Here is a 22912-nt window from a genome sequence, read left to right as displayed (position 1 = left end):
GTCGGCATCAGGTTTGCCAATGAGCCAACGGCCAGGAGAGTGGGTAGGATTCACCCCATCAACTTCTTAACCCCTGACGGAGAGTCAACGATGCCTATCATCAACAGCCAAGTAAAACCGTTCAAAGCAACTGCTTACAAAAACGGTAACTTCGTAGACGTGTCGGACGCTGACCTGAAAGGCAAATGGTCCGTAGTGTTCTTCTACCCAGCCGACTTCACCTTCGTTTGCCCAACCGAGCTGGAAGACCTGGCTGATAACTACGCCGAATTCCAGAAACTGGGCGTCGAAATCTACAGCGTTTCCACCGACACCCACTTTGCCCACGCTGCCTGGCACAACACTTCGCCAGCCATCGGCAAAATCCAGTACACCATGATCGGCGACCCAACCCTGACCATCTCCCGCAACTTCGACGTACTGATCGAAGAAGCTGGCCTGGCAGACCGCGGCACCTTCGTGATCGACCCAGAAGGCAAGATCAAGATCGTTGAACTGAACGACGGTGGTGTTGGCCGTGACGCTTCCGAGCTGCTGCGCAAAATCAAAGCTGCTCAATACGTAGCTGCCCACCCAGGCGAAGTATGCCCAGCCAAGTGGAAAGAAGGCGAAGCGACGTTGGCTCCGTCCCTGGACCTGGTCGGCAAGATCTAAGTCTGTGAAGCACCAAGGGCGGAACTCCGCACTTAAGTAAGCCGCAACCGCCCTCAAAACGCCCGGGCGAGATTCGCTCGGGCGTTTTTTTGTCTGCAATAAACCGAATTAATAGGAAATCGCCCGTATGTTGGACGCCAATCTTAAAGCTCAGTTGAAGTCATACCTGGAACGGGTCACCCAGCCGATCGAGATCGTCGCCTCCCTCGACGACGGTGCGAAATCCCAGGAAATGCTTGCCCTTTTGCAAGACGTAACCAGCCTCACCATGCTGATTACTCTGAAAACCGATGGCGATGATGCGCGCAAGCCGTCGTTCTCCATCAATCGCCCGGGTGCCGATATCAGCCTGCGTTTCGCCGGCATCCCCATGGGCCATGAATTCACTTCGCTGGTGCTGGCCCTGCTGCAAGTCGGTGGCCACCCGTCGAAGGCGAGTGTCGAAGTGATTGAACAGATTCGCGCCCTCAAAGGCGAGTTCAGCTTCGAGACGTACTTCTCGCTGTCCTGCCAGAACTGCCCCGACGTGGTCCAGGCACTGAACCTGATGGCCGTGCTCAACCCGAACATCCGCCATGTCGCCATCGACGGTGCGCTGTTCCAGGCTGAAGTCGATGAGCGCCAGATCATGGCGGTACCGAGCGTGTACCTCAATGGCGTTAACTTTGGTCAGGGCCGCATGGGCCTGGAAGAAATCCTCGCCAAGCTCGACACCAGCGGCATCGAAAAAGCAGCAGAAAAAATCAGCGCCAAAGACGCCTTTGATGTTCTGGTAGTCGGCGGTGGGCCAGCCGGTTCGGCGGCCGCTATATACGCCGCACGTAAGGGCATCCGCACGGGTGTGGCGGCTGAACGCTTCGGCGGGCAAGTGCTGGACACCATGTCCATCGAGAACTTCATCTCAGTGCAGGAGACCGAAGGGCCTAAGCTGGCCAGCGCCCTGGAAGCCCACGTGCGTCAGTACGACGTGGACATCATGAACCTGCAGCGTGCCAGCAGCTTGATCCCTGCAAAAAACGCCGGTGACTTGCACGAGATTCGCTTCGAAAGTGGTGCGACCCTCAAGTCCAAGACCGTGATCCTGGCCACTGGCGCCCGGTGGCGCGAAATGGGTGTGCCGGGCGAGCAGGAATACAAAGCCAAAGGCGTGTGCTTCTGCCCGCACTGCGATGGTCCGCTGTTCAAAGGCAAGCGCGTGGCCGTGATCGGCGGTGGTAACTCTGGCGTGGAAGCGGCTATCGACCTGGCGGGTATCGTCAGCCACGTGACCTTGCTTGAATTTGACAGCAAGCTGCGCGCCGATGCCGTGTTGCAGCGCAAGCTCTACAGCCTGCCGAACGTCGACGTAATCACCAGTGCGCTGACCAGTGAAGTAAAAGGTGATGGTCAGAAAGTCACTGGCCTGGCGTACAAGGACCGCGACAGTGGCGAGTTCAAGACCCTCGACCTGGAAGGCATCTTTGTCCAGATCGGCTTGTTGCCCAACACTGACTGGCTCAAAGGCACAGTGGAGCTGACCCCACGTGGCGAGATCATTGTCGATGCGCGTGGTGAAACTTCGCTGCCAGGTGTATTCGCCGCCGGTGACGTCACCACCGTACCGTACAAGCAAATCGTGATTGCGGTAGGCGAGGGCGCCAAGGCTTCCCTGAGCGCGTTTGATCACCTGATCCGCACTTCCGCACCTGCGTAAAGTCGGACCCGGAAATGAAAAACCCCATGAGTGATCATGGGGTTTTTTTATTGCGCGAGGCTTTTACATCGGCGCTGGCTGAATAATCTCGACCCAGTACGCATCCGGGTCCTTGATGAAGGCCAGGCTTTTCATGCGGCCGTCGGTCAGGCGCTTCTGGAAGTCACAGCCCAGGGCTTCGAAGCGTTCGCACGCAGCGACAATGTCCGGCACCGAAATGCAGATGTGGCCAAAGCCACGCGGGTCGGTGTTGCCGTTGTGGTATGCGAAGTCGGCATCGTTTTCGGTGCCGTGGTTGTGGGTCAGTTCCAGGATGCCCGGGATCGACTTCATCCACTGGGTGCGTTCAGCGGCGTCGGCCGGGATCTGAGCCTTGTCCACCAGGGCCAGGAAGTACAGGCTGAATTCGGCTTCCGGGAAGTCGCGCTTTTCAACCAGGGAAAAACCCAGGACGCGGGTGTAGAAATCCAGCGACTTGGTGATGTCTTTGACCCGCAGCATGGTGTGGTTGAACACGAAGTTCGTGGTGGCGGTGTCAGGCTGGGCGGTGACGCCCGGGAAAGTGTTCAGTTCGTGCAGGCTCATGGGCCCTCCAGAAAAAAATGGGGCAAACGCGACTTGAAATGATCGGCGCGGTCCGTTGGCTTGCGGCAAGCGTCCATGCAGCCGAGCCATGATACGCAAGGGCCGCCCACTGCGCCAAATGAAAAAGGTCACGCAGCGCTTGCGACCAGCGGGTGCCGGGGCTCAAACTTTGACGCTTGAACCTTGGGCGTTTTTTGTAATGATCGAATTTCGTAAATCGCTGTTGAGCTCGTTGTGTCTACTGCTGGGCAGCCCGTTCGTACTGGCGGCCGACCCGGAAATTCACTGGCCCAGTGGCTGGCAGGTCGAGGAAGTGGAGCCGGACGGCGAAGCCCCGGTAAAACCCCAGGCCGTGTCTCGCCAGCGCGCGATCAAAAATGACGAAAATGGCAATACCTTGATGGTCATGGAGTTGACCGGCACGCCGATCGAGGCGGGTCATAAAGTTAATCTTCAAGGCGTGTTGCTGGAAATGCGTAAATCCATCCAGAAAGACTTTGCCGGCAGCGGTTATCAAAGCGTGTGCACCAAGATGCACCCAACCACATTGAGCCGTCTTGATGCATTGGAAACAACTTGCGTGATTACCGAGAATGGGCGGCACGTGTTGTCGCAAACATTAGTCGGTGCGGTAGATACTGACAAAGCCTATGTTTTTTCATACGCCGGCCAAGCCGAAGCCTATGAGGCCAGCCAGGGCGAAGTCGGATCGGTACGCGACAGCCTGAAACTTTGAATGTGCCGGGTTGATCGAATTTGAACAAAGTGAAATGTTAGTTAAGTTCGTTTTCGAATCCTTAAACAAAAAAAGCCCCGCATCAGCGGGGCTTTTTGTTAGTGCAGTGCGATCAGCCGCGAAGCCAGGAATCTACAGTGGCGGCGCCATACTGTTCTTTCCAGGCTTTGAGGCCGCGGTGGTTGCCGCCTTTAGTCTCGATCAGCTCGCCGGTGTGCGGGTTATGGTACACCTTGACCACGCGTGCGCGGCGCTGTTTAGGGGCGGCGGCCGTTGCAGCACCGGCCTTGGCAGGGTGAGGGTCAAGGATCGCGATGATGTCGCGCAGGCCTTTGCCGTAGTGCTTCATCAAGCCTTGCAGCTTTTCTTCGAATTCGATTTCTTTCTTCAGGCCGGCGTCGTTCTTCAGGGATTCCAGCTGGGCCAGCTGCTCTTGAAGGGCTTTTTCTGCTGCGCGAAATTCGGCGAGTCTGGACAAAATCTGTACTCCAATAATGTAGTTTGCTGATATCAACTGCAGACAAAGCTATAAGCCAAGCGCTTATAAGGTGACTCAAAGAAAGAGGCCTTTCTGCGAGTTCAGCACAGGCAGGAAAAATTGTAGTAGTTAATGCCCCACGAGTAAATCACGTCGTTTACCTAAATAAGATTATTTCATCAAGCGTAATGAGTGGCTATTCAATGGCTGGCCAGCGACTTAATGAATTCGTCACCGGGCAGTGGCCGGCCAAACAGGTAACCCTGCAGAAAATCCACACCGTGGGCCGCCAGATATTCACATTGCTCTGCTGTTTCCACGCCCTCGGCCACGATGCCCAGGTCCAGCTTGCCGGAGAGTTCGATGATGCTGTCGAGGATATGCCGTGAAAGTGCATCAGCGCCAATCATGGCGACAAAGCTTTGATCGATTTTCAAGTAATCGACATTAAAGTTGCGCAAGTAACCGAGGCTGGAGTGCCCGGTACCGAAGTCATCAATGGCAATCATCACACCCAGTTGATGCAGGGCGTCGAACAGCTGACGCGTGATATCCGTAGGCTTGATCAGTTCACGCTCGGTCAACTCCAGCACCAGCGTCACTTGGCCTGGGGCGAACGCGGCGAGAAACGTTCGACAATCTTCCACCAGGTCCAGATCCTCACAGTGGCGTGCCGTGATATTCACGCCAATATGAAAGCCCGGACGCCAGCGCGCGGCATGCGGGGCCAGCTGCGCCGCCGTCTGGTGCAGCAAGGCGCGGGTCATCGGCACGATCAGGCCGGAATGCTCCGCCAACGGGATAAACAGGTCGGGACGCACCAGGCCTTCTTTCGGGTGCTGCCAACGCATCAGCACTTCACAGCCGGCCCATTCACGCGTGTCGCCGCGGACCACGGGTTGAAAGTACGGAATGAACTCGTTGGCACCCAAGGCGCGTTGCAGTTCATGGGTGGGCGCAGACGAGCGCTTTTGCAGCCAGTGCGCAAGCACGCCCGACAGTACGCCAAAAAACACCAGCAGGCTGAACAGTGCCGGATAGCGCGCTTCCATGTACCGCCACACTTCACCGGCCGGCATGCCGGCGTCGACACTGTAGTGATAGCGCTGCGAGGCCAGGTGGTGATGGGCCACCTCGAACACCGGCACGGGCGTGTTGTGCACCTTGCCGTCGGCATCCAGCCAGTTGGGGCCCACTTGCAACACCAGGTGTGCGTAACGGCTGATCAAGCGCAAGGCGTTGGTCAGGTGATAACCATCAATCGAGGCGAACGCCGCCTTGTCGCCTTCGACCAGCCGGTTAACCAGCAGCGCGGTATCGGGTGTGACCGGATTGCCATTCATCAACCACAGACTCCCGTCCACGTAATCATCCGGGTTGACCGCCGACTGGTAGTGATCGCCGAACAGCGAGCTGCAATAGATGTTTTTTTGCCAGGACAACGTTGTTGCGCGCACAAAGGGCCGGCGCGTGACTTGTTCACGCAGCGCCAGCTGCGCGCCGTTGTCGCACGGCTGACCCGCCAGTGGCAGCAAGGCCTGGGCGGCGAGGGTGGTGTTATCGAGCATCAGGTCAAACTGGCGCACGGCTTCACGGGCGGTTTGCGCAGTGCTTTGTTGCAGGGTGCGTTCGGCTTGCCAGTGCAGAATGACCATCCCCAGCGCGATTGGCAGCAGGCCACTGAGGGTGGTAATCAAATAGCGGGTGGCGCGTTTTCGCGGGCCGTTTACGGTCAGGGGCATGGAGAGACGGCCTGTCGCAGAATGGGAAAAGCCCCGAAGGGCTAATCAGATACATCAAATGATAGATGGCGCGTGCGAAATAAGCTCGCTGTACCTGGCGGTCAGGTGAGTCAGCCCCGCTGGAAGTTCAGCGTCTGCGCCAATTGGATAAACGCCAGGGTCGCAGGTGTCGCCTGACGTTGGTCGAGCACCGCCAGGCCAATGTCCCGGCCCACCCGTGGCGACAGCGGGCGCACCTGGTAACGTGCGTCTGGCGTCTGCGGCAAGGACGCCTGCGCCACCACACTCACGCCGTCGCCGCGGCTTACTGCCGCAAGCGTACTGAGCAGTTGCGAGCAGCGGTAACGCACATTCGGGGTTAGTCGCGCGCTGCTGAACAATCGCGAGACCAGCTCCTGCGAGCCGGCGTCGGTGAGAATGAACGGGTCGTCACACAGCGCCTTCAAGGTCACGCACGGCTGCGCTGCCAGCGGGTGCGCAGCGGGCAGCAGGGCGACCATCTGGTCGTTGAACAGCGCAAACGTATCGAAGCGCTCCTGCTCCAGCACCACAAATCCCACGTCGATACGCCGCTCGTCCAGCCACTGGATCACTTGGCGGTCCGGGCCTTCGTCCACGTGCACCTCAATGCCCGGGTGCTGACGCCTGAATGGCTCGAGAATGCGCGGCAGCAGACGATTGGACGAAGTCGGGCCAAAGGAGCCGATGCGCAGCGTGCCGCGCTTCATGCCCCGCGCATCCGAGGCTTCCTGTTGCAGGGTGTCGGCCACGCCCAGCAAGGTGCGCGCACGCATCAGCAATTGCTGGCCGATATCACTGAGTTCGACCTGGGACTGATGGCGCCGGAACAGTTCGACGCCCAGTTCCTGCTCAAGGGCCTTGATGGCATGCGACACGGCTGACTGGCTGATGCCCAGGAGGTGAGCGGTGTGGGTGAAGCTTTGCAGCTCGGCCACGCGCGAGAAGATTTGCAGCTGCGTAAGGGTCATGAGCAATTACTCATTTTACGATGATCAGTCATTAGTCACAGGATATCCCAATCCTGACATCCACTGAGCCTCACCGATGACGCCCTCTCCCGATCGCCTGACTTACCTCAAACTTGCTGCTGTCACCATGATCTGGGGCGCGACCTTTGTGGCCGGCCGCTACCTGGCGGCCAACGTGGAGCCGCTGCTGGCGGCCACGCTGCGTTTTGTGTTGGCCAGCGCAGCGCTGCTGGGCTTCATGGCCCTGGCACGCGTGCGCCTGGCGCGGCCCAGCGCCAGGCAACTCGCGCAGTTGGCAATGCTGGGGTTCTGCGGAATCTTTTTCTACAACCTGTGTTTCTTCTACGGTCTGCATTACATCAATGCGTCGCGGGCGTCGCTGATCGTGGCCTTGAACCCGGCGGTGATCGGCCTGGGTTCGTGGTGGCTGTTCAAGGAGCGGCTAGGCACGGCCAGATGCCTGGGCATTGCCTTGTGCCTGGGCGGCGCGGGTGCGGTCATCATCAGCCGCAATCCCCAAGTGCTGCAGGGTACGGCCAACGCCTGGCTGGGCGATCTGCTGATTTTTGGCTGTGTGTTGGGGTGGGGCGCCTACTCGCTGTTTTCCCGCAGCCTCAACCAGAGCCTGGGGCCATTGCAAACGGTGACCTGGTCGATCTTGCTGGGAACGGCGATGTTGACGGTCACCACACTGGTCGGTGGCAAGCTCACATTAAAAGCCCTAAGCGCGCTCCACTTACCGCAAATGCTCAGCCTGCTGTACCTGGGCGTGTTCGGCTCGGCGCTGGCTTACATCGCCTGGTATGACGGCATTCGCCGTATCGGAGCGACCCGCGCCGGCGTGTTCATCGCACTCAACCCGCTGACGGCAGTGATCTGCGGCGCCATGCTGCTGGATGAGCACCTGAGCACGCCGATGCTGGTGGGCGGGGCGGTGATCCTGCTGGGCATCCATCTGTGCAACAAACCCCTTGCGCAGCCCAAGCCATTGGGGATTTGATAAGAGTGCGGACAAACGCTGTTACGCTGTGTAGAATCGATTTACGCATACAAGAATATGGACTTGCGCTCACGCAAGCCTCGGCCGTCAGAGACTGATGTAACCATGAAGCTACTCGGCTCCCCCCTCATCTTTGGTGATTTCCTCGCGCGCAGTGTGCGAGGCCTGTCCTGTGCGCCACCCTGCAACCTCATCCTTGCTCGCAAATAACCCCGTGTTAATGACAAGAATGATGAGGTGCCACCATGGCAGACCAATACGAAAACCCAATGGGCCTGATGGGCTTTGAATTTATCGAATTCGCATCGCCAACGCCGGGCACCCTGGAGCCGATCTTCGAGATCATGGGCTTCACCAAAGTCGCCTCCCACCGTTCCAAGAACGTGCACCTGTATCGCCAGGGCGAAATCAACCTGATCCTCAACAACCAGCCCGACAGCCTGGCCTCGTACTTTGCGGCCGAACACGGCCCGTCGGTGTGCGGCATGGCGTTCCGCGTCAAGGATTCGCAGCAGGCCTACAACCGCGCGCTCGAACTCGGCGCACAGCCGATCCACATCGAAACCGGCCCGATGGAGCTGAACCTGCCAGCCATCAAGGGCATCGGCGGCGCGCCGCTGTACCTGATCGACCGCTTCGGCGAAGGCAACTCGATCTATGACATCGACTTCGTGTACCTCGAAGGTGTGGACCGCAACCCGGTGGGCGCCGGCCTCAAGGTCATCGACCACCTGACCCACAACGTGTATCGCGGGCGCATGGTCTACTGGGCCAACTTCTACGAGAAGCTGTTCAACTTCCGTGAGGCGCGCTACTTCGATATCAAGGGCGAATACACCGGCCTGACGTCCAAGGCCATGAGCGCTCCGGACGGCATGATCCGCATCCCGCTGAACGAAGAATCGTCCAAGGGCGCGGGCCAGATCGAAGAGTTCCTGATGCAGTTCAACGGCGAAGGCATCCAGCACGTGGCGTTCCTCACCGACGACCTGGTCAAGACCTGGGACGCGCTGAAGAAGATCGGCATGCGCTTCATGACCGCGCCGCCAGACACCTACTACGAAATGCTCGAAGGCCGCCTGCCTAACCACGGCGAGCCGGTGGACCAACTGCAAGCGCGTGGCATTCTGCTCGACGGTTCGTCAATTGCCGGAGACAAGCGCCTGCTGCTGCAAATCTTCTCGGAAACCCTGATGGGCCCGGTGTTCTTCGAATTCATCCAGCGCAAGGGCGATGATGGGTTTGGCGAGGGCAACTTCAAGGCACTGTTCGAGTCGATCGAGCGTGACCAGGTGCGTCGTGGTGTATTGACCGCCGACTAAGCGTAAAAAAGCCCGGCCGAGGTAACCCTCGGCCGGGCTTTTTATGGCCTGCGCATCACGCTTTGCGCTGACGCACCAAGTGCTTGAAGCCCTCGTACACCAGCACCATCACCGCCAGCCAGATCGGGATATAGGTCAGCCACTGGCCGCCCTTGATGCCTTCGCCCAATATCAACGCCACCGCCAGCAGCAACACCGGTTCCACATAGCTGAGCAGCCCGAACAGGCTGAAAGGCAACAGCCGGCTGGCCACGATATAGCTGACCAGCGCCGAGGCACTGATCACGCCCAGCATCGGAATCAATGCATACAGCTTTGGATGAATGTCCATCACGGCAAAACCTTGTTCACCGTGCTGCACAAACCACCAGGCCACGGGCAGCATCAGCGCCATGTCCAGCCACAAGCCGCCCAGGTGATCAGTGGTCAGGTATTTGCGCACCACAAAATAGATCGGGTAACCAATGATCACCACCAGGGTTGCCCAGGAAAAACCACCGGCCTGATACAACTCGTTCAGCACGCCGAGCGCGGCAAAAAATACCGCGATCTGCTGCAGACGCGACAAGCGTTCGCCGTACACCAGGCGCCCGGTCAGCACCATGGTCAGCGGCAGCAGGAAGTAGCCGACCGACACATCCAGGCTGCGCCCATTGAGCGGTGCCCACATAAATAGCCACAGTTGCACGCCGAGCAAGGCCGACGACAGCAGCACGCCGCCGATCAGCCGCGGCCTGGCCGCCAGCATTCGCACCAGCTCCCAGACCCGCCGCCATTCGCCGCTGATGATCATGAACACGGTCATGCACGGCACGGTCAGCAACATGCGCCAGCCGAAAATTTCCAGGCCGCTCAATGGCGTGAGCAGCGAGGTGAAGTAATACATCACGGCAAACAACACCGAGGCCAATACCGACAACACAACACCTTTAGACACACTGTCCTCGCGAAAACGAATAGTTATAAATAGGGGGGATATTTCAGGAGAGGATTATGGTGCTTTTGGCGCAAGACGGTTGCGCTGTTTTGGGGCGTTTTGCAGGAAATTTTCTCACCACACCAGGTTCATGCAAGCGCCTGTGACGAGCGGACTTGCCCTGCGCTGGGCTGCAAAGCAGACCCAAAACCAGACCCCGCGCTGTGCCTGACACAACACGGTGTCCTCGATGGTGCCGCTTCGCAGCCCAACGCGGGCAAGCCCGCTCGCCACACACACCTACACCTTGCAGGCGCTACGCGCGTGCCACGCGGCCCGAAACAAAATGCCCCACATCATTGAAGCCCGGCGTGGACGAATGCCCCGGCGTTACCAGTGAATCAATAAAGGCCTCATCTTCAGCGCTGATCTTCACCTCCAGCGCGCCGGTGTAGGCATCCCATTGCGCTTCGGTGCGCGGCCCGACAATTGCCGAGCTCACGGCCGAGTTGTTCAGCACCCAGGCAATCGCAAACTCGACAATGCCGACGCCGCGCCCTTGGGTGTACTGCTGAATCTGTTGGGCGATGCGCAGTGACTCCACGCGCCATTCGGTTTCCAGAATGCGCTTGTCCTGACGCGCTGCACGGCTGCCCGCTTGAGGAGCGACGTCGGGTGCGTACTTGCCGCTGAGCACGCCGCGCGCCAACGGGCTGTAAGGCACCACGCCCAGGCCGTAGGCGGCTGCGGCAGTGAGCTGCTCGACCTCGGCCTGGCGATTGACGATGTTGTACAGCGGCTGGCTGATGATCGGCTGGTCCACGCCCAAACGCTCGGCCACACGAATCACTTCGGCGATGCGCCAGCCCCGGTAGTTGGACAGGCCCCAATAGCGGATCTTGCCCTGGCGGATCAGGTCGCCAATTGCCGACACCGTGACTTCCAGCGGCGTGTCATGGTCTTCGCGGTGCAGGTAATAGATGTCCAGGTAGTCAGTGTCCAGGCGCGTCAAGCTGGCTTCCAGCGCGTTGAAAATGCGCTTGCGGCTCAAGCCGCTGCGGTTCGGCACGCCGTCCGCCGGGCCGATGCCGACCTTGGACGCCACCACCCAGTCCTGGCGATGACGAACGATGGCCTCGCCGACGATTTCTTCGGAACGCCCGCCGGTGTAGACGTCGGCGGTGTCGATGAAATTGATGCCCTGGTCCCAGGCCTTGTCGATGATGCGCAGCGAGTCTTCGGTGTTGGTCTGTTCGCCAAACATCATGGTGCCCAGTGTCAGTGCGCTGACCTTCAACCCGGACTGGCCCAATGTGCGGTAAATCATGCAAAGCTCCTCATGGCAGGGAAACGTGAACCCTGCAATACCAGACTCGAGGGCTCTGGAACAAGCCCGGCGCGCGTTTCTTCATGCACTGAGCAAGGCCTGACAGCGTGTCTGCAGAAATCGGTGCAGCACTTTCACCCGTTCCGACACTTGCAGGCGGTGCGGGCACATCAGGTTGAACGGCGTGGGTTCGCCTTGCCAGTCAGGCAACAACCGCACCAGGCGCCCGGCCTTGATATCGCTGGCGATGTCCAGGTTGGCCTTGTAGGCAATGCCATGGCCTGCCAGCGCCCAGCGCCGCACGATTTCGCCGTCGTCGCTGAGGTAATCGCCCGTCACCTCGACTTCCTGCAGCAGTGCGCCCTGACGAAAGTACCAAGTGTTGTTGGCCTGCCCACGGCGCATGTAGCGCAGCGTGCTGTGCTGCGCCAGGTCTGCCGGCGTGCGCGGTGTGCCATGGCGCGCCAGGTAGTTGGGGCTGGCGCAGGGAATACGGTGGTGGCCCGGCACCACCGGCAGCGCGACCAGGCTGGAGTCGCGTGGCACACCAAAGCGCAGGGCAATGTCGACGGTGTCGCGGAATAAGTCGGCGTTGCTGTCGTTGAGCAACAACTGCAAACGGATGTTCGGGTGTTCGCGCTTGAATTCATCCAGCCAGCCCAGCAGCACATTGCGGCCAAAATCCGAGGGCGCCGCCAATTGCAATAAACCGCTGAGGCTCTGGCCTTGTTGCTTGATCGCCTGCTCGCCTTCCGACAAGGCTTCCAGCGCAACCCGCACGCTGTCCAGGTAGCGCCGGCCTTCTTCGGTCAGGCGCATGCTGCGCGTAGAGCGGGCCAGCAGGCGGATGCCCAGCCGGGTTTCCAGCCGCTTGAGCGCAATGCTCGCTGCAGCCGGTGTGAGGTTGAGGCTGCGCGCCGCCGCTGACAGGCTGCCGGTGTCGGCGGTGCGCACGAACACTTCAAGGTCGAGGGTTGAGCTCATTTGTAAAAATCCTTTAAAGATCTTGTCGTTTTACCGGGATTTTTCGCTGATTGCCAAGCTGAGAAGATCAACGCTCACTTTCTTAGTCAGGTAGTTAACCCATGACATCTTCCCTCAGCGGTAAAACCGTTATCGTCATCGGCGGCAGCAGCGGTATCGGCGCCGCCGTGGCCAAGGCAGCCACGGCACGAGGCGCACAGGTGGTGCTGGCCGGGCGCCGGTTGACCTCCGGTGTCGACAACGGCGTACGCAGCGAGCCGGTCGATGTGACCGACACTGCGTCCTTGCAACGCTTGTTCGAGGCGGTGGGGCGCTTTGACCATCTGGTCTACACCTCTGGGCCGTCGGTGCGGGCCAAACCTTTGCTCGACACTGACCTGGATGAAGCCCAGGACAATTTCAACGTGAAGCTCTGGGGCTCGCTGCGCGCGATTCAACAGGCGCTGCCATTTCTCGACGAGCACGGCAGCATCACGCTGACCTCTGGCCAACTGGGCCGTAAATTGGCGCCCGGCCAGTTCATCAAGACCGGCATCAACGCCGCGACCGAGGCGCTGGGCAAACAGCTGGCGAAGGAGCTGGCACCACGTCGGGTCAATGTGATCAGCCCCGGGGTGATCGACACGCCTGCTTATGCAGGCTTGCCAGAAGAACAGCGCCAGGCGATGTTTGCCAAGGCCGGCGGGGCCTTGCCGGTTGGGCGCGTGGGGCAGGCTGAAGAAGTGGCGGCGGGGTACGTGCTGGCCATGGAAAATGGCTTTGTCACCGGCGCCGTGATCGACATCGACGGCGGCGGACTGTTGTAACCCGGCAACCAAAAGTGGGAGCGGGCTTGCTTGCGAAAGCAGAGTGTCAGTCACTGAATGTATCGACTGAACCACCGCATTCGCGAGCAAGCCCGCTCCCACATTGAACTCATTGCTGCTGGGCGCGCGTTATACCTTCAACGTGCGCGTCATGCGCAGCGCCAACACGCTACCGGCAACGATCACCGCCGCCAGCAAGTACAACGCCACATCCGTGGACCCGGTGGCATCCTTCACAAACCCTACGATATACGGGCTGAGGAAGCCGGCCATCTGGCCCATGGAGTTGATCAGGGCCAAACCACCGGCCGCTGCGCCGGCACTGAGCAGAGCGGTCGGCACCGGCCAGAACATCGGCAGGCCAGTGAGGGCGCCCATGGTGGCGATGGTCAGGCCAAGAATCGCAATCGCCGGAGTGGTGGCGAAATTAACGGCGATCACCAAGCCGATAGCGCCCATCAACATCGGCACCACCAAGTGCCAGCGACGCTCCTTGCGCAAGTCGGCGGAGCGGCCCACCAGCAACATGAACACCGCGGCCAGCAGGTACGGAATCGCGCTGAGCCAGCCAATCACCAGGTTATCGCTGAAGCCCAGGCTCTTGATGATCGACGGCAGCCAGAAGTTGATCGCGTACACGCCGCTCTGGATGCAGAAGTAGATCAGGCCAAACGCCCAGATGGCCGGGTTCTTGAACACCTCGCCGAGCGAATCTGTGGTGGTTTTCGGTTTGTTCGCCAGATCCGTCGCCTGGTCGGCCTCCAGCACTGTACGCTCATGCGGCGTAAGCCACTTGGCATTGGCGAAGCTGTCGCTGAGCAGGAAATAAGCGAGCGCGCCCAGAATCACCGTCGGGATGCCTTGCAACAGGAACATCCACTGCCAGCCGGCCAGGCCACCCTGGCCGGCGGCAAAGTGGTTGAGGATCCAGCCGGAAAACGGGCTGCCAAGCAGGCCGGACACCGGGATTGCCGACATGAACAACGCCATGATCCGCCCACGGCGGAAGGTCGGAAACCACTGCGAGAGGTACAGCACCACGCCTGGGAAGAACCCGGCTTCAGCGGCACCGGTCAACAGGCGCAGGCCGTAGAAGTGTGTCGGCGTGGTCACGAACAGCAAGCACGTGGAGAGCGTGCCCCACACGATCATCATCAGCGCAATCCAGCGCCGCGGGCCGAACCGGGTCAGCGCCAGGTTGCTCGGCACGCCGCACAGTACATAACCGATAAAGAAAATCCCGGCCCCCAGGCCGTAGACCGTTTCACTGAATTTCAACGCATCGAGCATCTGCAACTTGGCAAAACCAACGTTTACCCGGTCAAGGTAATTAAACAGGTAGCAGATGAAAATGAAGGGGATCAGGCGCAGGGTAATGCGCTTGTAGATGGCGTTTTTATCGTCATCGGTGGCCAGTGTGGCAGCGGCGCTCTGTGACATGTCAGTCTCTCTTTATTATGATTTTTCGCGATGCGAAGGTAACGTTGATCGCTCAATGAGTCTCGGCCACCTTGCGGGGTGCTGTCTTTGTGCTTGCGCACAGTCAGGCACGCTTTGCGCTGTGCCTATGACCAACTCGCTTTTTTCAGGAATTTAGCCCCATGTTCGAGCTGGATCATGACCTGGCGCAGGATATCGTCAATCGCACCATGGCGATCCTGCCCTATAACGTCAACGTCATGGACAGCCAGGGCCTGATTCTGGGCAGCGGCGAGCCTGAGCGCATCAATACCCGCCATGAGGGTGCGCAGCTGGTGCTGGCCAACGGCCGGGTAGTCGAGATCGACGGCCAGACTGCCAAGCACCTCAAAGGCGTGCAGCCGGGCATCAACCTGCCCTTGATGCACGACCAACGCCTGATCGGCGTTTTGGGCATTACCGGTGAACCCGAGCTGTTGCGCACCTACGCTGAACTGGTGCGCATGACCGCCGAGATGTTGGTCAGCCACCGGCATCAGCAAGCCGAGCAGCAATGGCGACGCCAGCGGTGCGACGACCTGCTTGCGTTATTGCTGGCCGAACGCGGTGACTCGCCGCGCCTGGTGGACGAGGCCCAGCAACTGGGGCTCAAGCCGCACATGCCGCGCACGCCGTACCTGTTTGAGCTGGGTGTGGGTCAGTCGGCCGACGCGCTGAGCGCCTGGCTGACCAGCCGTTACCCGGACAGTTGGTGTGTCAGCTCTGCGCAGTTTTCCCTGTTGTGGTGCCGGCCGGCGGCGGTGCAGGTGGACAACCCACGGCTGCTGGAAAAACTTCAGGGCCTGGGTTGGAACATCCTGCGGGTTGCCGTCGGTGGGCAAGCAGATGGCCTGGCGGGCCTGCGCCGGTGCTATCGCCGGGTCGGCGATCTGCTGGCCTACGGTCGTGACATCTTGCCCCAGTCACGTTTGTTGACGCTCAACCGCTATCGCCTGCCGGTGATGCTCTGGCGCCACCGCAACGACGATGCGCTGGATGAACTGCTGAACCCGTTGCGCAAAGTGCTGGCCAAGGACACCAACGGCCAGCTGCTTGCCACGCTGCGCAGTTGGTGCGACCACGACGGCCAGAGCCAGGCCTGCGCCGACGCGCTGGGCATCCACCGCAACAGCTTGCGCTACCGCATGGAACGCATTGCCGAGCTCAGCGGCGTCGACCCATTGACCCTCGATGGCATGCTGGCCCTGTACCTTGGCGTACAGCTTTTGCCCCAGGCTTTGTCGGAATGAACAACAAACCTGCGCCACACTTGTGCATCGGACCGGCGTCATTGCCGCAGCCAACTGGCAGCATGGGCATTATAAAAACCGGAGAACGCCCATGAAAATCATCATCGCCCCCGACTCGTTCAAGGACAGCCTGAGCGCCGAAGGCGTCGCCCAGGCCATCGCCGAAGGCTTGGCCGAGGTCTGGCCGCAGGCACATCTGGTCCAGTGCCCGATGGCGGACGGTGGTGAAGGCACGGTGGATTCGGTCCTTGCTGCCTGCAAGGGCGAGTTGCGCAGCCAAACCGTTCGAGGCCCCTTGGGCGCGTCGGTTGAAGCACGCTGGGGCTGGTTGGCCGACAGCCATACCGCCATTATCGAAATGGCCGAAGCCAGTGGTTTGCAACTGCTGGCGCCGGGCAAACGCGACGCCTGTTCGAGCAGCACCTACGGCACGGGCGAACTGATCCGTGCAGCCCTGGACGCCGGTGCCCAGCGCATCATTCTGGCGATTGGCGGCAGTGCGACCAACGATGCCGGTGCCGGGGCGATGCAGGCGCTGGGTGTGCAACTGTTCGATGCGCAAGATCAGGCACTTGCCCCGGGTGGCCTGGCGCTGGCGCGGCTTGCGCGGATCAGCCTTGAACAGCTGGACCCACGTTTGGCTCAGGTGCGTTTTGAAATTGCCGCCGATGTGAATAACCCGCTGTGTGGTCCGCACGGCGCGTCTGCCATTTTCGGCCCGCAAAAAGGTGCCAGCGCGCAGCAGGTCGAGCAACTGGACGCAGCCCTGGGTCACTTTGCCGATCATTGCACCAAGGTCCTGCCCAAAGACGTGCGCGATGAACCCGGCAGCGGCGCCGCCGGTGGCCTGGGCTTTGCCGCCAAAGCGTTCCTTGGCGCGCAATTTCGCGCGGGTGTTGAGGTGGTGGCCGACCTGGTCGGCCTGGATGCAGCGGTGCAGGGGGCTGACCTGGTGGTCACCGGCGAAGGCCGTTTCGACGCCCAGACCCTGCGCGGCAAAACCCCCTTCGGCGTGGCGCGCATCGCCCAGCAGCACAACGTGCCCGTCATCGTGATCGCCGGCACCCTGGGCGACGGCTACGAGCATATGTATAGCCACGGCGTGAGCGCCGCATTCGCCTTGCCGTCCGGGCCGATGAGCCTTGAACAGGCGTGCAGCGACGCGCCGCGCCTGCTGCGCGAGCGCGCGGCAGATATTGCGCGACTGTGGCGCACAGCGACCGGGCGCTGACGCAACACCGTGAACATGGGACAATCCGCGCCGTTTTTCGACACGGAGAGTCCCCATGCTGCGCACCACCGCTTTGCTGGCCCTGTTGCTGACTGGCATCAGCGCCCCGGCCCTCGCTCAACCCGCGACTGAAACCGTCCCGCTGCTGCGGGAAATCAAGAATTGGGTCACCGGCTGCGACAACCTGCGCAATTGTCACGCCCTCAGCGCGCCCAGTGGCGTGGATGAGGAAGATGCCAGCTCCCTGACCTTGCATATCTGGCATCAAGCCGGCCCCGAAGGGTACCTGCGCTTACGCGTTGATCATCGCGGTGAGGCGCTGGACCTCTCTACTCTGCAATTGGACGGAAAGCCCCTGGACCAAGCACTGACGCGCAGCCTGGAGGTGCAGTTGGACGATCAGGGTGTTGATCCCCACCTGCAATCCTACGGCGTGATCGAGGACGCGCCGGCGCGGCTCTGGCTGCAGCGCTTGCGCAACGGCCAGCGTTTGCAGTTACCGGGCGACGACACCGCGCATGTGTCCCTGAGCGGGCTGAGTGCCTCGCTGCTGTTGATGGACGCGGTGCAAGGGCGGGTGGATAACGTCACCGCACTTGCGCGGCCTGGCAAGGGCGCGGCCAGCGACGTGCCGGCACGCTTGCCGCCACCGGTGCTGCGCCCCTTCACGTCGGCGCCGGCGCTCAACGACCAGGAATACGCCGCGCTGGCCGCCGCTGCGGTGAAGGCGATCACCACCACCGACACCGCGATGAAACCCGAGGCCGAAGTCGGCGCATTGAGCGAAGCTCAAGCCCTGACAGTGGTGCGCTATGACTGCGCGGCCTACACCTGCGAGTACGAAGTCAGCAGCCGTGAGCGCAAGGCGCCGTACGCCGAAACCACGTTGAGCATTCAACCGCTACCTGTGGACGGCGCTGCCTTGCAAGGCTCGGTCGGCTACGACCCAACCACCGGCACCTTGAGCTATTTCTACAAACTGCGTGGCGTTGGTGATTGCGGCGAGGGCGGTGTCTGGGTGTTTGACGGCAAGGCTTTCCAACTGCGCGAGTTGCATCAGATGCCGCGCTGCAATGGGGTGGGTTACGGCGATTGGCCTACGTTGTGGACGACAGTGCCAGCACCCTAGCCAGCGTGGCGGCTTGGCCTCTACACTGGGCAGCCACTTGTTTTTCCAAGGAAGAAACGCAATGCGCACACCTGAATCCCCTATCGTGATCCAGCGCTTCACCGAGGCCCACCTTGAAGGCGTCGCTGCGCTCTACAACGAACCGGCTGTGTGCCGTCAGGTGCTGCAAATGCCTTTTCAGTCGGTGCAGGCGTGGCGTAACAAGCTGGCGCTGGATAACGAGCGGCGGCTACAGCTGGTGGCGATGCATGCAGGGGAGGTGATCGGCCAGCTTGGCCTGGAGCAAACCCTGCGGGTGCGCCGCAGCCATGTCGGTTCGTTCGGCATGGGCGTCGCCACGGCCTGGCAAGGCAAGGGCGTCGGCTCCAGGCTGTTGACGGCCGCGCTGGACGTGGCCGACAACTGGATGAATTTGCGCCGCGTCGAACTGACGGTGTACGCCGACAACGAAGCCGCGCATAACCTCTACCGCAAGTTCGGCTTCGAGGTCGAAGGCCGGATGCGCGATTACGCCCTGCGTGACGGCGTCTTCGTTGACACCCTGAGCATGGCGCGCCTGCGCCAGACGGCTTAACCCCCCAGAGCAAACGCCACTGCAGCCTGCGCATGCAGCTCGGTGGTGTCCAGCAATGGCAGGTTGCTGTGCTGCGGTTTGATCAGCAGGCCGATTTCCGTGCACCCAAGAATGATTGCCTGGGCGCCCCGTGCGGCCAGCGACTCGATTACCCGCTGATAGACCTGGCGCGAGGCAGCGCTGAGCACGCCGACACACAACTCCTCATAGATGATTCGGTGCACGGCCTGGCGCTCGTCAGCGTCGGGCACCAACACGGTCAAGCCTTGGGCGGTCAGGCGTGCGGTGAGAAAGTCCTGCTCCATGGTGAATGCCGTGCCCAGCAAACCGACTGTCAGCGTACCGGCTTCTACCGCAGCGGCACCGGCGGCATCGGCAATATGCAGAAACGGAATCGACACGGCCGCCTCGATACGCGCTGCAACCCGATGCATGGTGTTGGTACACAGCACCACGCAATCCGCACCGCCAGCCTGCAAGCGGCGCGCCGCATCCTCGAGGATCAGCGCGGCGTCATCCCAACGGCCGGTATGCTGGGCCTGTTCGACCGGGCCGAAATCCACGCTGTACATCAACAGTTGCGCCGAGCGCAGCGGGCCCAGCTGGTCACGCACGCGCTGGTTGATGATGCGGTAATACTCGGCGCTGGACTCCCAGCTCATGCCGCCGATAAGGCCGATGGTGCGCATGCGATGCTCCTGACAGGGGATGTCGCCTCACCATACCCATCGGCTGCGCAATAGTCATACGCAGTTGCCGGTCAAATGACCGGTGCAGTTAAGCCGCACGCTGAACCGCCGCATCTGCCATGATCAGCGTTCGCAACCTGGCCCACCCAAGGAAATCCGCAATGGACGATGTACAGCAATTGGGCGAGATGCTTCGTCATTACGCCGACAGCGAAGCGCACAAAAAACAGCAGTTCGACGTGCAGTCCGCACGCTGGGCGCAAAAGCTCGGCGAGCTGTTCGGGCAGATCGAGCAGTGGCTGGAACCCGTCAAGACCACTGGGCTGCTGGAAGTCCACCGTGAGGCCTATGTCGCCAGCGGCCCGAGCCTGCCGGTTGAGACGTCGACCTTCAAAACCGAAAAACTGACGGTGCACATCACCGGCAAGACGGTGGAGTTCGTGCCGGACGTGATGGGGGCGGGCGGCTCGATTGCCGTGTCGGTGATGGGCTTGACCGCCGCACGGCACGGCAGCGTATCACTGGTGCTGCCGGCTGATAAAAACGATTGGCTATGGAAAAAAACCAACGGCCTGAAGGACCCGGACACGTTTGCCTTCGACGCAAATTTTTTGGCGTCGCAGTTGCAGAGCCTGATCCCGCGCGATCGCGTTTGAGCGGGCTCGCCCGGCGCCGGGTGCCCCGGCGCAATCCTGAGCTGGGCGCAGCACGCACTCAGGGCTAGAACGCATTTCTTGCCGGGCGGTTGTAATAGCTGAGCAGCGCGTCGTAGCGGCGAGTCACGAGGTAGTAATCGTCACTCAGCTGTTGCGGCGGGGCGTGGTCCAGCCAGTCTTGAAGCAGATTGTGCAGTGCGATGAGGTAGGCATCGGCGGGCTGCCTGATGACGTACCAAAGGTGCAGGGCTTCATCATTAAGGTTTTTATTCGGGATGTGGTCCACGAAGGTTGCGCTGTTTTCGTTGGCGCGCTGCACCGCCGCCGTCAGCTTCGCCAGCGCCTGGGGCGTCAGGCTGGCAGTGCGCACGCCGTCGTCGATCTGATCCACCGCCGCGCGTGCGCTGATCATGTAATTGAGCAGGTGCCAGTGCAGGTCCTGGCCCAGACGCGCTTCCAGCACAGCCCGTTGCTCAACGCGCAGACGCTGATCTTGCACCGCCAGGGCGCGGCGCAGCTGGCTGGACACCGTCGCGTAGGCTTCGCCATTTCTGCTGAGTTCGTCTTCAATGCGTTGCTGCAAGACGTCGCCGAACAGCCGCCGCTGGTTCGAGGTGCCCAGCGTTGAGGAGATTTTCTGCAGGCTCGCGAGGTACTCAGCGGTCATCCCGATCAAGGGGCTGGCGGGGTGCTGATGCGCCAGCTTGGTGGTGAGGGTGGGGGCGCACACGTCGTTCTGGATCACCCGCGCCTGCGGCTCGCTGTTGTCGCCGAACTCTTCGCGTGACCTGGCGTAGCGACCTGCTGGCAAAGAGGTTCGCGCTTGAGGCGCTGACTCGGCCATTGGCGGGTGTACTAAACGCTGGTAGGCCAGCCGCGTGTCTCGGTCAACGCGGTTCATGCAGTCGATGATCGGCGTTAGCGCACTGGCGGCCGCGGTTTGCGGGCCGTCGAGCCTATCCAGCCACAACTCGAGCACCTGGGTGTGTTTGCCCGCGCCGGCCAGGCCGACCAGCATCAGCATAAACACGAGGCCAATGGGGAGTAACAGGGCTGGGTTCATTGCTCGGCCTCCTGGCCATACCATTGCGCGTGTGTGGCCGGGGCCTGACAGTCTTCAGCGGTTTGCGGCATGCGGCTGCACACGCGTTCGGTCCATTGCTGCAGACCTTGGTGGCGACCGACCTGATGGCGGCTGTCGAGGTATTTAAACCCGGCAAACACCAGGGCGAAGGCGAGGGCGCCCAGGCCGATGGCGCCCAAGGCCCGGCGCGGAAAATGGGCGGCCCACTCCTTCACGCTCATGCCTGCCCGGCGCTTGCCCGCGCCGACGGCAGCCAGGACCGCCACCAGTGTCAGGCCGGCGACGGGCCCGAACTGAGCGCTGATGGCAATGCCCATGGCCGCACCCGGGATCAGGTCGCGTACCGGCAACAACGGCAGGCGGGTGGGGCTCATCCAGCGCGGCAGTGTTGCACCGAGACGTTCATCCAGCACGCGCAGCCAATGCGCCAACGGGCGCCACACCTGCCAGGCCAGTGCGCCAACGGCCATGTAGGCCATCGACCAGGCCAACGCGTCCCCCGCAGTGTCCACTAACGCGCCCGCTTGCCAAGGCGACTGGAACAGCGCTCCGACAAGGCAGCCCAGCACAATCGCGAGCAGCAGCGGCAAGGTGTCGAAAGCAGTTTCCCAATCCTGCCAGAAATACGGCGTGCCGCCTGGCATCGCCTGTGCTATGTCGGGATGGTCGGCTTTAAGGGTCGCGGCCAAGGTTCGGCACGCCTCCCAGTCTTGTTCACTCAGGCGCTGGGCGAATGCACGCCGCTGGCCCAGAGACATCGGCGCCAGCAATAAGCGCGCGGCGCGTTGCTGTGGGGTATTGGGCGCTGTGGCTGCCAACGCGTACTGGTGGGCCATGAATACCGGGCCTTGCTGGCGCCGTATCAAGTGTTGCCATTCGTCTGCGGGGCATGCGTGGTCGCTGCCCTGCCATCCCTGGCCGGTGCGCACGGCCTCAAACACGGCGGGGGACCAGAACTGGCTTTCGGTCAACAGCGTCGCCAGCATGCGGTGAACCCACTGGGCATGCGCCGGTTGCTGGAGCCAGGGCTGATCAACGCGCGCGGCATAAGCTGCGAGAAAAGCCGCTTCGTCACGCTCGGCCATGGCCAAGCTCAGCGTGTGTTGGAAGGCTTGCCTGCGCTGTTCGGCCAAGGCTTCGATCAGCGCTTGCGGCAACTCCAGGCGTTGCCAGGCGCTAAGCCACTGGAAAGTGTCAAACGCCCAACGCCGATCCTCTTCGTTGAGCTCCTCGTCCCAGAGGCAGCGTTTAAGCAGCCCCACTTCAAATTCCAGCCCGGCACCCGCGGCCATCGCCAGCGTGTAGTGCTCCTGCAAGGTCTGGGCAGCCAAGGCCGTCGGCACCGTGGCCACTGCCAGCTCAGCGCCGTCGTCTTCCTGCGCCCATTGTTGCCAATTCAAGGCGTGTTCGTACGCTTCACGCAGGCGTTGAAAACCTTCCGGATCATCATCCGGTCGGGTTTTCTTCAGCAAGGTGGCGTATTGGCGTTTGATCGTGCGGCTATCGGCATTCGGGGATAGGCCGAGGAGATCCCAGCAAGTCATGTGCGGTAAAACTCCATAAATAACGCGCGCACCTTACCCGGTTTAGTGTCCGCTGAACCAGTGGG

The 22912-nt window shown here is 61.2% G+C and carries 22 protein-coding genes; 11 read left to right on the top strand and 11 right to left on the bottom strand.

The genetic code is table 11. The features are described from left to right. Positions 1-90: 90 nt before the first annotated feature. Positions 91-654: an alkyl hydroperoxide reductase subunit C gene (gene ahpC, locus AACW30_RS15665; RefSeq protein WP_053255965.1), complete on the top strand. Its 564-nt coding sequence runs from the start codon at positions 91-93 to the stop codon at positions 652-654. A 127-nt stretch (positions 655-781) separates the two neighbouring features. Beyond that, complete coding sequence (ahpF, locus tag AACW30_RS15660; RefSeq protein WP_200625251.1) at positions 782-2347, top strand: alkyl hydroperoxide reductase subunit F; 1566 nt, start codon at positions 782-784, stop codon at positions 2345-2347. A 63-nt stretch (positions 2348-2410) separates the two neighbouring features. Here the strand turns inward: ahpF and gloA are convergent, their stop codons facing one another. Then, positions 2411-2932 (bottom strand): lactoylglutathione lyase, encoded by a 522-nt coding sequence (gene gloA / locus AACW30_RS15655; RefSeq protein WP_106579161.1) that lies wholly within the window; start codon positions 2930-2932, stop codon positions 2411-2413. 199 nt (positions 2933-3131) lie between these two features. Between gloA and AACW30_RS15650 the strand changes: the two genes are divergently transcribed. Next, positions 3132-3668 carry a DUF4946 domain-containing protein gene (locus AACW30_RS15650; protein ID WP_106579223.1) on the top strand — a complete coding sequence of 179 codons (537 nt, stop codon included), beginning with the start codon at positions 3132-3134 and terminating at the stop codon, positions 3666-3668. A gap of 112 nt (positions 3669-3780) precedes the next feature. Here AACW30_RS15650 and AACW30_RS15645 read toward each other — a convergent pair whose 3' ends face one another. The 3 genes from AACW30_RS15645 to AACW30_RS15635 form a co-directional block, all read right to left on the bottom strand. Then, a complete protein-coding gene (locus AACW30_RS15645) occupies positions 3781-4146 on the bottom strand; it encodes a histone-like nucleoid-structuring protein, MvaT/MvaU family (RefSeq protein ID WP_106579162.1) in 366 nt (121 codons plus the stop codon). A gap of 200 nt (positions 4147-4346) precedes the next feature. Beyond that, a complete protein-coding gene (locus tag AACW30_RS15640; protein ID WP_200625250.1) occupies positions 4347-5888 on the bottom strand; it encodes an EAL domain-containing protein in 1542 nt (513 codons plus the stop codon). 110 nt (positions 5889-5998) lie between these two features. Next, on the bottom strand, positions 5999-6877 hold the full coding sequence (locus tag AACW30_RS15635; protein WP_200625249.1) for a LysR family transcriptional regulator: 879 nt from the start codon (positions 6875-6877) through the stop codon (positions 5999-6001). A 76-nt stretch (positions 6878-6953) separates the two neighbouring features. Here AACW30_RS15635 and AACW30_RS15630 point away from each other — a divergent pair, with 76 nt between their 5' ends. Both AACW30_RS15630 and hppD read left to right on the top strand, forming a co-directional pair. Further along, positions 6954-7877, top strand: coding sequence for a DMT family transporter (locus tag AACW30_RS15630; RefSeq protein WP_200625248.1), 924 nt, complete (start codon positions 6954-6956; stop codon positions 7875-7877). 245 nt (positions 7878-8122) lie between these two features. Then, entirely contained in the window at positions 8123-9199 is a 1077-nt protein-coding gene (gene hppD / locus AACW30_RS15625) for a 4-hydroxyphenylpyruvate dioxygenase (RefSeq protein ID WP_106579166.1), read from the top strand. A gap of 55 nt (positions 9200-9254) precedes the next feature. Here hppD and rarD read toward each other — a convergent pair whose 3' ends face one another. The 3 genes from rarD to AACW30_RS15610 form a co-directional block, all read right to left on the bottom strand. After that, positions 9255-10136, bottom strand: a complete 882-nt coding sequence (gene rarD, locus AACW30_RS15620; protein WP_106579167.1) for an EamA family transporter RarD — start codon at positions 10134-10136, stop codon at positions 9255-9257. Positions 10137-10431: 295 nt separating this feature from the next. Next, positions 10432-11442, bottom strand: a complete 1011-nt coding sequence (locus AACW30_RS15615; protein ID WP_106579168.1) for an aldo/keto reductase — start codon at positions 11440-11442, stop codon at positions 10432-10434. 81 nt (positions 11443-11523) lie between these two features. Then, entirely contained in the window at positions 11524-12426 is a 903-nt protein-coding gene (locus AACW30_RS15610; RefSeq protein ID WP_200625247.1) for a LysR family transcriptional regulator, read from the bottom strand. Between the two features lie 101 nt (positions 12427-12527). On the opposite strand from AACW30_RS15610, the gene AACW30_RS15605 reads away from it, so the two are divergent. Further along, the gene (locus AACW30_RS15605) at positions 12528-13232 is read left to right on the top strand and encodes an SDR family oxidoreductase (protein WP_119740318.1); all 705 of its coding nucleotides are present in this window, start codon (positions 12528-12530) and stop codon (positions 13230-13232) included. Between the two features lie 129 nt (positions 13233-13361). On the opposite strand, the gene AACW30_RS15600 is transcribed toward AACW30_RS15605, so the two are convergent. After that, on the bottom strand, positions 13362-14672 hold the full coding sequence (locus AACW30_RS15600) for an MFS transporter (RefSeq protein ID WP_200625246.1): 1311 nt from the start codon (positions 14670-14672) through the stop codon (positions 13362-13364). Between the two features lie 161 nt (positions 14673-14833). Between AACW30_RS15600 and AACW30_RS15595 the strand changes: the two genes are divergently transcribed. The 4 genes from AACW30_RS15595 to AACW30_RS15580 all read left to right on the top strand — a co-directional run bounded on the left by AACW30_RS15595 (position 14834) and on the right by AACW30_RS15580 (position 18874). Then, positions 14834-15940 carry a sugar diacid recognition domain-containing protein gene (locus AACW30_RS15595; RefSeq protein WP_200625245.1) on the top strand — a complete coding sequence of 369 codons (1107 nt, stop codon included), beginning with the start codon at positions 14834-14836 and terminating at the stop codon, positions 15938-15940. 91 nt (positions 15941-16031) lie between these two features. Further along, positions 16032-17171 carry a glycerate kinase gene (locus tag AACW30_RS15590; RefSeq protein ID WP_200625244.1) on the top strand — a complete coding sequence of 380 codons (1140 nt, stop codon included), beginning with the start codon at positions 16032-16034 and terminating at the stop codon, positions 17169-17171. A gap of 55 nt (positions 17172-17226) precedes the next feature. Beyond that, positions 17227-18300 carry a DUF1176 domain-containing protein gene (locus AACW30_RS15585; RefSeq protein ID WP_200625243.1) on the top strand — a complete coding sequence of 358 codons (1074 nt, stop codon included), beginning with the start codon at positions 17227-17229 and terminating at the stop codon, positions 18298-18300. Between the two features lie 61 nt (positions 18301-18361). Then, entirely contained in the window at positions 18362-18874 is a 513-nt protein-coding gene (locus AACW30_RS15580; protein WP_106579175.1) for a GNAT family N-acetyltransferase, read from the top strand. On the opposite strand, the gene AACW30_RS15575 is transcribed toward AACW30_RS15580, so the two are convergent. Beyond that, a complete protein-coding gene (locus AACW30_RS15575; protein ID WP_106579176.1) occupies positions 18871-19563 on the bottom strand; it encodes an aspartate/glutamate racemase family protein in 693 nt (230 codons plus the stop codon). The two genes, AACW30_RS15580 and AACW30_RS15575, sit on opposite strands and share 4 nt — an antisense overlap. 161 nt (positions 19564-19724) lie before the next feature. Between AACW30_RS15575 and AACW30_RS15570 the strand changes: the two genes are divergently transcribed. Continuing rightward, positions 19725-20219, top strand: coding sequence for a hypothetical protein (locus AACW30_RS15570; RefSeq protein WP_106579177.1), 495 nt, complete (start codon positions 19725-19727; stop codon positions 20217-20219). Positions 20220-20283: 64 nt separating this feature from the next. On the opposite strand, the gene AACW30_RS15565 is transcribed toward AACW30_RS15570, so the two are convergent. Then, positions 20284-21282: a DUF3829 domain-containing protein gene (locus tag AACW30_RS15565; RefSeq protein WP_200625242.1), complete on the bottom strand. Its 999-nt coding sequence runs from the start codon at positions 21280-21282 to the stop codon at positions 20284-20286. Beyond that, positions 21279-22847, bottom strand: coding sequence for a J domain-containing protein (locus tag AACW30_RS15560; protein ID WP_200625241.1), 1569 nt, complete (start codon positions 22845-22847; stop codon positions 21279-21281). Before AACW30_RS15560 ends, AACW30_RS15565 begins: the two co-directional genes overlap by 4 nt. Positions 22848-22912 lie beyond the last annotated feature (65 nt).

The sequence above is a fragment of the Pseudomonas sp. MF6747 genome, assembly GCF_963890955.1.
In the GTDB taxonomy this organism is placed as follows: domain Bacteria; phylum Pseudomonadota; class Gammaproteobacteria; order Pseudomonadales; family Pseudomonadaceae; genus Aquipseudomonas.
This window is presented reverse-complemented; position numbering and strand designations above follow the sequence as displayed.

What these genes read in the sequence shown, in the direction of transcription:
- AACW30_RS15605 (WP_119740318.1), top strand. Translation starts at nt 12,528, where the DNA reads ATGACATCTTCCCTCAGCGGTAAAACCGTTATCGTCATCGGCGGCAGC.
- AACW30_RS15570 (WP_106579177.1), top strand. Translation starts at nt 19,725, where the DNA reads ATGGACGATGTACAGCAATTGGGCGAGATGCTTCGTCATTACGCCGAC.
- AACW30_RS15590 (WP_200625244.1), top strand. Translation starts at nt 16,032, where the DNA reads ATGAAAATCATCATCGCCCCCGACTCGTTCAAGGACAGCCTGAGCGCC.
- AACW30_RS15580 (WP_106579175.1), top strand. Translation starts at nt 18,362, where the DNA reads ATGCGCACACCTGAATCCCCTATCGTGATCCAGCGCTTCACCGAGGCC.
- AACW30_RS15595 (WP_200625245.1), top strand. Translation starts at nt 14,834, where the DNA reads ATGTTCGAGCTGGATCATGACCTGGCGCAGGATATCGTCAATCGCACC.
- ahpF (WP_200625251.1), top strand. Translation starts at nt 782, where the DNA reads ATGTTGGACGCCAATCTTAAAGCTCAGTTGAAGTCATACCTGGAACGG.
- AACW30_RS15650 (WP_106579223.1), top strand. Translation starts at nt 3,132, where the DNA reads ATGATCGAATTTCGTAAATCGCTGTTGAGCTCGTTGTGTCTACTGCTG.
- AACW30_RS15575 (WP_106579176.1), bottom strand. Translation starts at nt 19,563, where the DNA reads ATGCGCACCATCGGCCTTATCGGCGGCATGAGCTGGGAGTCCAGCGCC.
- AACW30_RS15565 (WP_200625242.1), bottom strand. Translation starts at nt 21,282, where the DNA reads ATGAACCCAGCCCTGTTACTCCCCATTGGCCTCGTGTTTATGCTGATG.
- AACW30_RS15560 (WP_200625241.1), bottom strand. Translation starts at nt 22,847, where the DNA reads ATGACTTGCTGGGATCTCCTCGGCCTATCCCCGAATGCCGATAGCCGC.
- gloA (WP_106579161.1), bottom strand. Translation starts at nt 2,932, where the DNA reads ATGAGCCTGCACGAACTGAACACTTTCCCGGGCGTCACCGCCCAGCCT.
- hppD (WP_106579166.1), top strand. Translation starts at nt 8,123, where the DNA reads ATGGCAGACCAATACGAAAACCCAATGGGCCTGATGGGCTTTGAATTT.
- AACW30_RS15615 (WP_106579168.1), bottom strand. Translation starts at nt 11,442, where the DNA reads ATGATTTACCGCACATTGGGCCAGTCCGGGTTGAAGGTCAGCGCACTG.
- AACW30_RS15635 (WP_200625249.1), bottom strand. Translation starts at nt 6,877, where the DNA reads ATGACCCTTACGCAGCTGCAAATCTTCTCGCGCGTGGCCGAGCTGCAA.
- ahpC (WP_053255965.1), top strand. Translation starts at nt 91, where the DNA reads ATGCCTATCATCAACAGCCAAGTAAAACCGTTCAAAGCAACTGCTTAC.
- AACW30_RS15585 (WP_200625243.1), top strand. Translation starts at nt 17,227, where the DNA reads ATGCTGCGCACCACCGCTTTGCTGGCCCTGTTGCTGACTGGCATCAGC.
- AACW30_RS15640 (WP_200625250.1), bottom strand. Translation starts at nt 5,888, where the DNA reads ATGCCCCTGACCGTAAACGGCCCGCGAAAACGCGCCACCCGCTATTTG.
- AACW30_RS15600 (WP_200625246.1), bottom strand. Translation starts at nt 14,672, where the DNA reads ATGTCACAGAGCGCCGCTGCCACACTGGCCACCGATGACGATAAAAAC.
- AACW30_RS15630 (WP_200625248.1), top strand. Translation starts at nt 6,954, where the DNA reads ATGACGCCCTCTCCCGATCGCCTGACTTACCTCAAACTTGCTGCTGTC.
- AACW30_RS15610 (WP_200625247.1), bottom strand. Translation starts at nt 12,426, where the DNA reads ATGAGCTCAACCCTCGACCTTGAAGTGTTCGTGCGCACCGCCGACACC.